Raw genomic sequence first — 12854 nt, 5'->3', positions numbered from 1 at the left:
GCCGATTGATGAAGTTTTACCCGCGCTGCGTGAAGCCTTGATGTACTCGTTTTCGTAACAGGATTATTGCACGGTAACATTTGCGATGTTACCGTGCTGAAAACGTGTTACTTGGCGCTAAGATGAAAACCAGTCGGCAAGAGATTCAAAATTACTTCGAGTTGATTTTTGGGGCTAAGCCCGAAATCAAACATTGGTCAAAGTCCAAGGGTTTACCCTTCTATCTCTTGGATGAATACGCCTTTGATACCGTGACGCTCTATGATCGTCAGTGCCTCGTACTGTTGGCCCACAACCCCTTCGAAAACGCGACGAAGATTCGTAAGCACATCGATGTTTTGAAAAAAACAGTCGATCACCCGATTCTTTATGCAACGGGCGCGCTCAAATCCTTTGAGCGAAAACGCCTCATCGAGTCCGGAGTTCAGTTTGTTGTGCCGGGTAATCAACTCTTCGCTCCACAGCTTGGACTGGATCTGCGTGAGTTCTATCGCAGCAGGCATGCGGAGAAAGAAACGTTGAGCCCGGCCAGCCAAGCGTTGCTTATCGCAACCATCATCCGGGGATGGGATCAGGATTATTTTTTCCGTGGTGTGGACCTTGTCGACGCAGGCATCTACTCGAAAATGACCATGTCCAGAACGATGAAAGAACTTCATTCGTTTGGATTGATAGAGCCGGCTTCCAATGAGAAATCACTGCGCTGGCGTTTCGTGGGTGCGCCTAAAGCGATCTGGGAAAAAGCCCTGCCGGCGCTGCAAAGCCCGGTGAAGCGTGTGGTATACGCTGACCGGCGCCCCGTGGAGTCGCGCGCTGCGGGACTGTCCGCACTCAGCAAGATGTCCATGCTGGGAGAGCCATCAACGCCTGTTGTCGCGTTCTCCAAAGAAGGATGGGACGCGCACGTCCATCGCTCCGGCTGCGCAGAAGTCGGCCAGTTCGACGATCCCGTCGTCGAGGTTGAGATCTGGAGCTATTCCCCTGATCACATCCCTGTATCGACAGACAGCGTCGATCCTCTGTCCCTCTACCTCAGCTTAAGGGATGACCTTGACGACAGGGTCCAGATCAGCCTTGATGAAATGATGGAGAAAATCGAATGGTAAAGGGATTGGATACCTTTCGTGCAGCCTTTGCAGACCATGCGGATCGTTACGTACTCATCGGCGGGGTTGCGGCAAGTCTGACCCTTGAAGAAGCGGGTATTGAGTTTCGGGCAACTCGAGATCTGGACATTGTGCTCATCATCGAAGCCCTGGATGACGTGTTCGGTGCCGAGTTCTGGGCGTTCATCAAGCGTGGAGGTTATACCGAGCGCCAGGCACTCGATGCACCATCGAGGCGTTACAGGTTCGGCAATCCGACCGATGACCGTTACCCTGTTCTTCTGGAATTGTTTTCAAGAACGCCTGAAGGTTTGTCGCTGCCAGAAGATGCGCATTTGACACCCCTACCTGTTGAGGGAGAGATTTCCGATTTATCGGCAATTCTGCTCGACGAAGCCTATTACGCCTTCATCGTTACAGGTCGCAACCACACTAACGACCTCGCCTATATCGGAGTGGATCGACTGATCCCGCTCAAGGCACAGGCCTGGACTAACCTCAGCCGCCCTGAATGCGAAGAACCCAATGCCGATCGCAAGAGCAGCAAGCATTTGAAGGACATTGTGATTCTGTCGGGTCTGCTTTCGGCTGATTCTGCATTTGATCTGCCGCAACGTATCGCGGTGGATTTGCGACAGTTCCTGGAAGTCATGCCTTCGTTGGAAGTCGATATGAAAGCCATCGGGCTACGTGGAGTTACCATGGCTGAGGTCGCGGGTCGGATACGAACCGCATTCAAAATTTAGTTTCTGAATACCAGGCTGCGTTGAGCCGGACGCTTCGCCGTTATACTGCCCGGCTTGTCTGGGAGCCAGCATGATTTCTTTGCCGATTGATGAAGTTTTACCCGCGCTGCGTGAAGCCTTGGCGACACGCCATGAAGCTGTGCTCGAAGCGCCGCCCGGCGCCGGTAAAACCACCCGTGTTCCATTGGCCTTGCTCAACGAGCCGTGGCTGGCCGGACAGACGATTCTGATGCTTGAGCCCCGCCGGTTGGCGGCGCGTGCAGCGGCGGAGCGCTTGGCCAGTGAGCTGGGTGAGAAGGTCGGAGAGACCGTTGGTTACCGGATTCGGCTGGACAGCAAAGTCGGCCCCAATACCCGCATCGAAGTGGTCACCGAGGGCATCCTTACCCGGCGTTTGCAGGATGACCCGGCGCTGGACGGCGTGGGCCTGCTGATCTTTGACGAGTTCCATGAACGCAGTCTCGACGCTGACCTGGCGTTGGCCCTGAGCCTGAATGGCCGGGAGCTGTTTCGTGACGATCAGCCGCTGAAGATTCTCTTGATGTCGGCAACCCTTGAAGGCGAACGCCTGGCCGGGTTGCTCGACGACGCGCCGATCCTGCGCAGCGAAGGCCGCATGTACCCGGTCGCGATGCGTTGGGGCCGGCCGTTCCAGCCCGGCGAATTCATCGAGCCGCGTCTGGTGCAGACCATTCTCGAAGCATTGAATGACGAGACCGGCAGCGTGCTGGTGTTCCTGCCGGGTCAGGCGGAAATCCGTCGCGTGCATCAGCAACTGGCCGATGCGCTGGGCGAGAGCACGCAGGTGTTGCTCTGCCCGTTACACGGGGAACTGGACCTGGCGGCGCAACGTGCGGCGATCGATCCGGCCCCTGCGGGCAAGCGCAAAGTGGTGCTGGCGACCAACATTGCCGAGACCAGCCTGACCATCGACGGCGTGCGCGTGGTGATCGAGGCCGGGTGGGCGGGGGTGCCGCGTTTCGAGCCGGGCGGCGGGGTGCCCCGCCTCGACACCCAGCGCATCTCTCGCGCCAGTGCCACCCAGCGTGCCGGCCGGGCAGGGCGGCTGGAGCCCGGCGTGTGTTATCGCTTGTGGGCGCAGGATCAGCATGAACAACTGGCGGCCTACGCCAGCGCCGAAATTCTGTCGGCGGACCTTGCCGGTCGGGCGTTGCAGCTCGGGCGCTGGGGCGTGACACCGACGCAGTTGGTGTGGCTCGACGTGCCGCCCGCCGCCGCTTATGCACAGGCTCAGGATTTGCTTGAGCGCCTGGGTGCTTTAGACGGCGAGGCGCTGACGCGTCACGGTCAAGCGATGGCCGAGCTGCCGGCGCATCCGCGCATCGCGCATTTGCTGTTGCGGGGGCAAGCGCTCGGGCTTGCGGACATGGCGTGTGATGTCGCGGCACGGCTCGGCGAGCGGGATATTTTGCGTGGCGCTGGCGCCGATCTGCACAGCCGGCTGGTGCTGTTGGCCGGCGAAGAACGCGCCGCACGTGGCGCGCAGGGTGGCGTTCAACGGGCACGGCAATTGGCACGGCAGTATCGCGGTTACCTGCGCGGCAAAGCGTCGGAGCCGGTCAGCGATCCCGATCATCCGCGCTGGCTCGGTGCGCTGCTGGCGTTGGCTTATCCGGATCGGGTCGCGCAACAACGGCGGGCCGGGGGCGCGGAATATCGGCTGGCCAATGGGCGTGCCGCGCTGTTCGCCGAAGCCGACAGTTTGATGAAGCAAACCTGGCTGGTGATCGCCGATCTCGGCAGTCGTCAGGGCCAGCGTGAAGAACGGATTTACCTGGCGGCGGATTTCGATCCGGCGTTGTTTGATTCGGTGCTGGCCGAGCAAGTGCGGGTGGTCGATCAACTGGATTGGGACGAGCGCGAAGGCGTGTTGCGCGCCGAGCGGCAGCGCAAGGTCGGGGAGTTGATCCTCAGTCGTGAACCGTTGACCGGGCTGGATGAAACGGCGCGTAGTCAGGCGCTGGTGAATCTGGTGCGACGTAAAGGTCTGGAGCTGTTGCCGTGGACACCGGAGTTGCGCCAGTGGCAGGCGCGGGTGGCGTTGTTGCGGCAGTTGGACCTTGGCGGCAAGGGTGAGAGTGAATGGCCGGATGTCAGCGACGCGGCGTTGCTCAAAAGTCTCGAACACTGGTTGATGCCGTATCTGGGGAAGGTCTCGCGGCTCAGTCACTTTGCCAATCTGGACTTGTCGAGCATCGTTCATAACTTGCTGCCGTGGCCGCTACCGCAACGGCTCGATGAGCTGGCGCCGCATCATTTGAGCGTGCCGTCGGGGGCGTCGATTCGTCTGGATTACAGTGAGCAGCCGCCGATTCTGGCGGTGCGGTTGCAGGAGTTGTTTGGTCTGGCCGAGACGCCGCGGATTGCCGGTGGGCGGCAGGTGGTGAAGCTGCATCTGCTATCCCCGGCGCGGCGGCCGGTACAGGTGACTCAGGATTTGGCGAACTTTTGGCGTAGCACGTATGCCGAGGTAAAGAAGGATTTGAAGGGGCGGTATCCGAAGCATTATTGGCCGGATGATCCACTGGTGGCGGAAGCGACTGCGCGGATCAAACCCCGCAAATAATCCGATGGCATCCCTGTAGGAGCGAGCTTGCTCGCGATGGACGTGAACGATGACGCGTGCTGTCTGGGAACGAACGCTGCCTTCAAGTCTTTCGCGAGCAAGCTCGCTCCTACAGGGTTGGGTGTGATTTTTGAGATTTGGCGGTGAGTTGCTCTCGACAATAATCGGCAAACAACTGCGCCGGTTTGGTCAGTTGCCCGCGCTTGAGCCACGCAGCTACCAGCCCTGAGCCGGTGACGTCTTCGACGATGTCCACGCACACCACTTTCTGGCCGTCATAGGTGCATTCCGAATGCGGCCTCGTGACCAGGATCGAGAAGCCGAACCCTTGGCCGACCATCCCCCGCACCATCTCGATCGACGGTGAGCTGAAGGCGATGTTCGGCGTCAGTTGCAACTCTTCGAACAGGCTGACGAAGTAGGTCCGGCTCGGTTGCACGTCGAGCAGGATCATCGGCTCCAGGCACAGGTCACGCAGCGACACTTGCTTGAGCTGAGCGAAGCGATGATCTGCCGGCAGCAACGCATAGGGCCGTTGCGCCGGCATCAGCGGTTCGGTCTGGATGGTGGCGTCGAGGTCGTGTTCGTAGAGGATGGCGAAGTCGAAGGTGCCCGACGTCAGGCCTTGCACCAACTCTTGCTGCTCGCCGTCGCGGATGCGGATTTTCACCCCCGGATACAGCGCCGAGAACCCGGCGATCAACTGTGGCAGGTACAGCGGTGCGACGGTTTCGAAGCAGCCGATATCGATTTGCCCGGCCACCACGTCGTTGTCGGCCAGGGCGTTCTGTTCGAACTCCTTGGCCATGCGCAGCAGTTCCTGAGCCTTGCGGTAGAAGCGTGCGCCGCTGGGGGTCAAGGACACGCCTTGCGCGTGATGACGGATCAGCAGTTGCACGCCGAAGCTGTCTTCCAGGCCTTTGATCGCCGTGGATATCGCGGGTTGGGCGATGTACAGCTTGCGCGAGGCCTCGGCGACGCTGCCGCAATCGACGGTGGTGATGAAGTATTTCAATTGACGCAGGTTGTAGGCGGCCACAGCAAACCTCGGGGTGGATGATGTCGACATCCAAGCAAATTGCGAGCCGCCTGCATCCGTTCTGACGACGGTGTTTTTATGCCTGAACAATAGACCTTATGCGGTTCGACTGGGGAAATTGGCTGCCCAGTTTTTTCATCGTCTGCGAAGACATTTTTACTATTTTTCCTCGACACAGGCCTGGGCCACCATCCATCCACAAGAAAAAGCCCATGGAGCATCTGAACGTGTTCGAGCTTGCATACTGGCAAAACAAAGCCGCTGCGCTGCAGTTTCCCGATCAAGCCGTGATCGCTGGCAAACCCTGTTCGGCGCAGTCGGGGCAGACCTTCGCCGCGATCAACCCCGCCACTGGCCAATGCCTGGCGAATGTCGCGGCGTGCGGTGCGGAAGACGTGGACGCGGCGGTGCGCAATGCGCGGCAGGTGTTCGAGGCCGGCAGCTGGTCGGCGCGCTCGCCCGGTGAGCGCAAGCAAGTGCTTTTACGTCTGGCCGATTTGATCATGGCCAATCGCGAAGAACTGGCGCTGCTCGACTCGCTGAACATGGGCAAACCGGTGATAGATGCCTACAACATCGACGTGCCGGGCGCCGCCGGGGTGTTTCGCTGGTACGCCGAAAGCCTCGACAAACTGTATGACCAGATCGCCCCGAGCGCACAGAACGTATTGGCGACCATCACCCGCGAAGCGCTCGGTGTCGTCGCTGCGGTGGTGCCGTGGAATTTTCCGCTGGACATGGCGGCCTGGAAGCTCGGCCCCGCGTTGGCGGCGGGTAATTCGGTGATCCTCAAACCGGCCGAGCAGTCGCCGTTTTCCGCCCTGCGCCTGGCCGAACTGGCGCTGGAAGCCGGTTTGCCAGCGGGCGTGCTCAACGTGCTGCCGGGGCTCGGCGAGCAGACCGGCAAAGCCCTCGGTTTGCACCCGGATGTCGATTGCCTGGTGTTCACCGGCTCCACCGAAGTCGGCAAATATTTCATGCAGTATTCGGCGCAATCGAACCTGAAGCAGGTGTGGCTGGAGTGCGGCGGCAAGAGTGCGAACCTGGTGTTCGCCGATTGTCAGGACCTTGATCTGGCCGCAGAAAAAGCCGCGTTCGGGATCTTCTTCAATCAGGGCGAAGTCTGCTCGGCCAACTCGCGATTGCTGGTGCAGCGCTCGATCCATGATGAGTTCGTCGAACGCCTTAAAGCGCAGGCCGAACGTTGGCAGCCGGGTGATCCGCTGGACCCGTCGAGCCGCGCCGGGGCCATCGTCGACAGTCGCCAGACCGCGCACATCATGAAGCTCATCCAGCAGGCCGAGCGCCAAGGCGCGACCAAGGTGTGTGGCGGCCGGCAGTCGATTTTCAATGGTTCCGACAACTTCATTCAGCCGACGATTTTTACTCACGTCAGCCCGGACATGCCGCTGTTTCGCGACGAGGTCTTCGGGCCGGTGCTGGCGATCACCGCGTTCGATGACGAGGCCCACGCCTTGCAACTGGCCAACGACAGCGTCTACGGTTTGGCGGCCTCGCTGTGGACCGACGACCTCAATCGCGCCCATCGCGTGGCGCGGCAATTGCGCGCGGGCACGGTGTCGGTCAACAGCGTCGATGCGCTTGATGTGACCGTGCCGTTTGGTGGCGGCAAACAGTCCGGTTTCGGTCGTGACTTGTCGCTGCATTCATTCGATAAATACACCCAGTTGAAGACCACCTGGTTTCAGCTGCGCTAATAACAAAACGGAGAACTGGCGATGACCACACCACGTGAAACCCGCGACTACCAGGCCGCCGATGCTGCGCACCACATCCATGCATTCGTCGATCAGAAGGCACTCAACGACGAAGGGCCTCGAGTGATGGTCCGGGGCGAGCGCCTGCACCTGTGGGACAACGATGGTCGGCGTTACCTCGACGGCATGTCCGGGTTGTGGTGCACCAATCTCGGTTATGGCCGCAAGGATTTGGCGGCTGCGGCGACCCGACAGTTGGAGCAGTTGCCGTACTACAACATGTTTTTCCACACCACTCACCCGCAGGTGATCGAGCTCTCGGAGCTGCTGTTCAGCCTGTTGCCAGGGCACTACAGCCACGCGATCTACACCAACTCCGGCTCCGAAGCCAACGAGGTGCTGATCCGCACCGTGCGGCGTTACTGGCAGGTTCTTGGCAAGCCAGAGAAGAAAGTCATGATCGGTCGCTGGAACGGTTACCACGGTTCGACCCTGGCGGCGACGGCTCTCGGTGGCATGAAGTTCATGCACGAAATGGGCGGCATGCTGCCGGATATCGAACACATCGATGAGCCGTACTTCTTCGCTCACGAGGGCAACCTGACGCTGGCTGAATTCGGCCTGCGAGCGGCGCAGCAACTGGAAGCGAAGATTCTCGAACTCGGTGCCGACAAGGTTGCAGGTTTCATCGCCGAACCGTTCCAGGGCGCCGGCGGGATGATCTTCCCGCCAGAGAGTTACTGGCCGGAAATTCAGCGGATTTGCCGGAAGTACGACGTGTTGTTGTGCGCCGACGAAGTGATCGGCGGCTTCGGTCGCACTGGCGAATGGTTTGCTCACGAACACTTCGGTTTCGAGCCGGACACCTTGTCGATCGCCAAGGGTTTGACCTCGGGCTACATCCCCATGGGCGGGTTGATCCTGTCGAAGAAAATAGCCCAGGTGCTGGTGGAGCAGGGCGGGGTGTTTGCCCACGGCCTGACCTATTCCGGGCACCCGGTGGCGGCGGCGGTGGCGATTGCCAACCTCAAGGCCTTGCGTGATGAAGGAGTGGTGACGCGGGTCAAGGATGACATCGGGCCGTACCTGCAACAGTGCTTGCGCGAGGTGTTCGGCAATCACCCGTTGGTGGGCGATATTCAGGGTGTCGGGATGGTGGCGGCATTGCAATTGGCCGAGGACAAAAGCACTCGCAAGCGTTTTGCCAACGAGAACGACATTGCCTGGCGTTGCCGCACGATCGGTTTCGAGGAAGGGGTGATTATTCGCTCGACGCTGGGGCGGATGATCATGGCGCCGGCGTTGATTGCCAGTCGTGAAGAGGTTGATGAGCTGGTGGGCAAGACCGTCAGAGCGGTGGATCGTACGGCGCAGGAATACGGCCGGCTCTGATTTTGTAGCGATTTTGCGGGCCTCTTCGCGGGCAAGCCTCGCTCCTACAGGTTATGTGTCGTGCCAGGATTCCGAGGCCGACCTACATCCTGTAGGAGCGAGGCTTGCCCGCGAAAGCGATGGCCGATTCACCCCACCTCCCACCTTTTGCACCCACCCCGTGCACCCCCGCCAACAGCGCCCTTTCGCAGTGCACGCTAGCCAGTTTTTTCATCTCTCCCATCGACATATTTCCTAATTTTCCTAATCCCCGCCTTGGGCCAACATCGACCTCGCCAGTCAGCCAAACGCTGACCACCGAAAGGTCCCTCAGAGACCACCGGTTGCTTTTGCTCCAAGGCCACTGGCCGTACTGCCCATTACAAAACTAAATCAACAGCTTTGGGAGTGCTCCATGATCAAGTCCTTGCTTACCCGCTTCGCTCATCCACTGGCGGTCACCGCCATCGCCGCGACGGTCGCCACCAGCGCCCAGGCCGGCACCCTGTCCATCGGTCACACCACGTGGGTCGGCTACGGCACCCTCTACCTCGCCCAGGACCTGGGCTACTTCAAGGAAAACGGTTTGACCGTCGAGTTGCCAGTGGTCGAAGAGGCTTCGATGTACATGGCAGCTCAGGCGTCAGGGGAATTGTCGGGCTCGGCGTCGACCATCGACGAAGTGCTCAAGTACCGTCCGCAATTTTGCTTCAAGGCGGTGGCCGCGCTGGATGACAGCCACGGTGGCGACGGTGTGCTGGTCGGCAAGGACGTCAAGAGTCTGCAGGAGTTGAAGGGCAAGGCCGTGGCGGTGAATGAAGGTTCTACCTCGCAGTTCTGGCTGTCTTACCTGCTGAAAAAACACGGCATGACAATGAGCGACATCACCGTGCAGAACATGACAGCTGACGACGCCGCCACCGCATTCATCGCTGGTCGGGTGCCGGCCGCCGTGACTTGGGAACCGCATCTGTCGATGGTGCGCAGCAAGCAGCAAGGCAAGGTGTTGATCGACAGCAGCAGCACGCCGGGGGTGATTGTCGACGTGGTGGCACTCAATTGCACGGTCATAGAGAAGCAGCCGGAAGACGTCAAGGCGTTGGTGACGGGTTTGTATAAAGCCGTCCAGTACACCAAGGATCACCCGGAGGAAGCCTACAAAATCATGGCCAAAGGCGTCGGCGGATACCTGGCCGATCCGAAGGAACTGGCCGCCGCCGCGCAAGGCGTGCGCTTCTACGATCAAGCCATGAGCGAAAAACTCCTCGGCTCGCCGGGCAAGCCGGGCGACAGCGAACCACTGATCAAACTGGCCAACGAGACCGCCAGCGAATTGCAGGGCAAACCCTACAACGTCAGCAATGACGACCTGATCGATAACCGCTTCGTCAGCCCGACGCTCTAGGAGGTCCGCATGTTCAAGCGCAATTCATGGCTGAGCCGCTGCATCACGCCCAAGACCGGTTTGCCGGTGTCGGTGATCTGGAGTGCGAGCGGGCTGGCCTGGGTCTTGTTGGTCGGCCTGTGGGCCGGGTTGTCCTACGGCGGCGTGGTGCCAGGCATGTTCCTGCCGACACCGGGCGCGGTGGTTGAAGCCGCCGTGCGCCTGAGCCGCGACGGCACTCTCGGCCAGCATGTGTGGGCCAGCGTCGAAGTGGTGATGGTCGGCTTCATCGTCTCGTCGCTGGTGGCGGTGCCGCTGGGGTTGTTGATGGGCAGCTTTCGCATCGTCCAGGCGTTCCTCGAACCGATGGTCAATTTCATCCGTTACCTGCCGGTGACCTCGTTCGTGCCGCTGTTCATCCTGTGGATCGGCATCGGTCTGGAGCAACGGGTCTCGGTGATTATCTTCGGGGTGTTTTTCCAGCAACTGGTGATGATCGCTGACGTGTCCAAGGGCATCTCCAAAGACCTGATCAACGCCTCTTACACCTTGGGCTCGAACCGCCGCGATGCGGTGCTGCATGTGATCGCTCCGGCGTCGTTGCCGGGTGTGCTCGACACCTTGCGCGTGACCATGGGCTGGGCCTGGACTTACCTGGTGGTCGCCGAACTGGTCGCGGCTTCCAGCGGCCTGGGTTACTTGAGCCTTAAAGCCATGCGTGGCTTTCAAGTGGATGTGATTTTCCTGGCAATCGCGATCATCGGCCTGCTGGGCCTGGTCACCGATCAACTGTTCCGTTTCCTACGTCTGAGGATCGCCGCATGGGCTCAGTAACCGCCGTCAACCCTCGCTTCGTCACGCCCCAGGCGGCCCCGGTGCAAGCCGCGCCCCGGTTGCAAGTGGACAAGGTCAGCTTGCGCTATCAGAAACCTGACGGCGGCATGTTCACCGCGCTGGAGCAGGTGTCGTTTGAAGTGCCGGATCAGCAGTTCGCTGTGTTGGTCGGGCCGTCGGGCTGCGGCAAGTCGAGTTTGCTGTACCTCACTGCGGGTCTGAATGAGCCCACCGAAGGCGAGATTTACGTCGGCGGTCAGCAGGTGCAGGGGCCGGGCGCGGATCGCGGCATGGTGTTCCAGAGCTACACGCTGTTCCCGTGGCTGACCGTGCGCCAGAACGTCGAGTTTGGCCTCAAGCGTCGCGGCATGGCGGCGGCCCAGCGCAAGGAAATCGTCGACTACTACGTCAATGAAGTCGGCCTGACCGGGTTCGCCGACAACTACGCCAAGCAGCTGTCCGGCGGCATGATGCAGCGCGTGGCGATTGCCCGGGCGCTGGCCAATGACCCGCAAATTCTGTTGATGGACGAACCCTTCGGCGCGCTCGACAGCCAGACGCGTTTGCAAATGCAGCAGCTGTTATTGCGGGTCTGGGGCAACAGCAAGAAGACCGTGCTGTTCGTGACCCACGACATCGACGAGGCGATTTTGTTGGGCGATCGGGTTTACGTGATGGGCGCGCGGCCCGGGCGGATCAAGCAGATTCTCGACGTGCCGATCGAGCGCCCACGGACCCTGGACATGGTCATGGAGCGCTCGTTCATCGAGATGAAACGCAAGATTTTCGGATTGCTGCATGACGAGCTGGAGGAGGCGCATTGAGCTTCACGCAACCCCCTGTAGGAGCTGGCTTGCCAGCGAAGAGGCCGGCACATTCGGCATGGATGTCGGCTGACACACCGCCTTCGCCAGCAAGCCGGCTCCTACAGGTTTTGCGTTGCGTTGGCCGGGGTTAGGAGGCGGCCGGCAATAGGAACCGTGCAATCACCGGCAAATGATCGGAGATTCGCAAGGTATCGTCCTGCCTCACCACCGCTTCGACCCGTTTGATCCGCGTGCTGTAAAACAGGTAGTCGACGGTCCGGTCCGGACCGTTCAACCCCGGGTCGTTCGGGTAGTGGGTCAACCATCGCGCGCGGTCGACACCGCCGGCTTCGTTGTTGGTGGGGATCATCGGGTACTTGTCCCACAGCACATGCAACGCGCTGTCGGCGGAGTAGGGCGTGCGTTGCTCGGTGGGCAGGCGTTGGTATTGCCCCAATGGCAGCAGGTTGAAGTCGCCCCCGATCAACCACGGCGTGCCGCGGCTTTCGTACTTGTCGAGGGCTTTGGCCACGGCAGTCACCTGGGCTTGCAGGGTTTCGTCGGGCTGGATCACCCGGTCCAGATGAGTGTTGAGCACCGCGATCTGCCCGCCGTCACTCAGGGGCAGATACGTGACCAGCAAAGCGTTTTTCGGTTTGAACTGGCGGCTGATCAGATTGGCCGGCGCGACGGGCAATTGCAGGCGCTCGGCGTGTTCGATCTGGTAGCGGCTCAGCGTTGCCAGTTGCCGGCCAACGCTGCCGAAGATGTGCGGTTGCGGCACGAAGTCGGCTTTCCAGTCGAAGGCGTGAGCGCTGCACGGATAAAGGTCGGCGAGCCTTTCTTGAAGCAGTTTGATCTGGTTCTGGTAATCGCTGGCCTTGGCGCCGTCATCGAGTTCCTGCAGCAGGACGATGTCCGGCTGCTCGTCGCGAATCACCCGCGCCACTTCATCGAGGCTGAACGCCATGTCTTCAGGGGTGGGGTTTTCGTCGTTGCCGGCGGCCAGGTCATTCCAGAACACGTAGCGCTTGCCCGCCAGGTACTGAACGTTCCAGGTCATCACTTTCAACGCCTGGCCGGGGACCAGGGTTGGCGCCTGGGCGCTGCAACTGACGGGCAGCACTTCCTTGGCCTCGGGGCGCCAGGTCAGGCTGTAGATCAGCGAAGTCAACACGCCGATGACAATCAGCAGGCCCAGCAGGGTGTAGCGCAGTAGGCGGGTCATGGCTCGGCTTATAGCGTTACAAAAGATGGCTTCGA

At 60.5% G+C, this 12854-nt stretch carries 10 protein-coding genes; 8 read left to right on the top strand and 2 right to left on the bottom strand.

Translation table 11 applies throughout. The features are described 5' to 3' along the window. The first annotated feature begins 122 nt into the window (after window positions 1–122). The 3 genes from AEQ67_RS00985 to hrpB all read left to right on the top strand — a co-directional run bounded on the left by AEQ67_RS00985 (window position 123) and on the right by hrpB (window position 4439). Entirely contained in the window at window positions 123–1106 is a 984-nt protein-coding gene (locus AEQ67_RS00985; protein WP_059402074.1) for a hypothetical protein, read from the top strand. Further along, window positions 1100–1852 carry a nucleotidyl transferase AbiEii/AbiGii toxin family protein gene (locus AEQ67_RS00980; protein ID WP_059402073.1) on the top strand — a complete coding sequence of 251 codons (753 nt, stop codon included), beginning with the start codon at window positions 1100–1102 and terminating at the stop codon, window positions 1850–1852. The genes AEQ67_RS00985 and AEQ67_RS00980 overlap by 7 nt, the downstream gene beginning before the upstream one ends. Before the next feature lie 70 nt (window positions 1853–1922). Beyond that, window positions 1923–4439, top strand: coding sequence for an ATP-dependent helicase HrpB (gene hrpB, locus AEQ67_RS00975; RefSeq protein WP_059402072.1), 2517 nt, complete (start codon window positions 1923–1925; stop codon window positions 4437–4439). A gap of 109 nt (window positions 4440–4548) precedes the next feature. On the opposite strand, the gene AEQ67_RS00970 is transcribed toward hrpB, so the two are convergent. Beyond that, window positions 4549–5478: a LysR substrate-binding domain-containing protein gene (locus tag AEQ67_RS00970; protein ID WP_059402071.1), complete on the bottom strand. Its 930-nt coding sequence runs from the start codon at window positions 5476–5478 to the stop codon at window positions 4549–4551. A gap of 227 nt (window positions 5479–5705) precedes the next feature. Between AEQ67_RS00970 and AEQ67_RS00965 the strand changes: the two genes are divergently transcribed. The 5 genes from AEQ67_RS00965 to AEQ67_RS00945 all read left to right on the top strand — a co-directional run bounded on the left by AEQ67_RS00965 (window position 5706) and on the right by AEQ67_RS00945 (window position 11609). Beyond that, entirely contained in the window at window positions 5706–7196 is a 1491-nt protein-coding gene (locus tag AEQ67_RS00965; RefSeq protein ID WP_059402178.1) for an aldehyde dehydrogenase, read from the top strand. A 21-nt stretch (window positions 7197–7217) separates the two neighbouring features. Beyond that, the gene (locus tag AEQ67_RS00960) at window positions 7218–8588 is read left to right on the top strand and encodes an aspartate aminotransferase family protein (RefSeq protein WP_059402070.1); all 1371 of its coding nucleotides are present in this window, start codon (window positions 7218–7220) and stop codon (window positions 8586–8588) included. A 394-nt stretch (window positions 8589–8982) separates the two neighbouring features. Beyond that, on the top strand, window positions 8983–9972 hold the full coding sequence (locus AEQ67_RS00955; protein WP_059402069.1) for an ABC transporter substrate-binding protein: 990 nt from the start codon (window positions 8983–8985) through the stop codon (window positions 9970–9972). A 9-nt stretch (window positions 9973–9981) separates the two neighbouring features. Beyond that, a complete protein-coding gene (locus AEQ67_RS00950; RefSeq protein WP_033054201.1) occupies window positions 9982–10785 on the top strand; it encodes an ABC transporter permease in 804 nt (267 codons plus the stop codon). Continuing rightward, window positions 10773–11609, top strand: a complete 837-nt coding sequence (locus AEQ67_RS00945; RefSeq protein ID WP_059402068.1) for an ABC transporter ATP-binding protein — start codon at window positions 10773–10775, stop codon at window positions 11607–11609. Before AEQ67_RS00950 ends, AEQ67_RS00945 begins: the two co-directional genes overlap by 13 nt. 130 nt (window positions 11610–11739) lie before the next feature. Here AEQ67_RS00945 and AEQ67_RS00940 read toward each other — a convergent pair whose 3' ends face one another. Next, the gene (locus tag AEQ67_RS00940) at window positions 11740–12819 is read right to left on the bottom strand and encodes an endonuclease/exonuclease/phosphatase family protein (RefSeq protein ID WP_059402067.1); all 1080 of its coding nucleotides are present in this window, start codon (window positions 12817–12819) and stop codon (window positions 11740–11742) included. Window positions 12820–12854: the final 35 nt, after the last annotated feature.

The organism is Pseudomonas sp. RIT-PI-q, from assembly GCF_001297125.1.
Taxonomy (GTDB): Bacteria; Pseudomonadota; Gammaproteobacteria; order Pseudomonadales; family Pseudomonadaceae; genus Aquipseudomonas.
The sequence above is the reverse complement of the archived record's forward strand: the minus strand, read 5'-3'. Positions and strand labels throughout refer to the sequence as shown.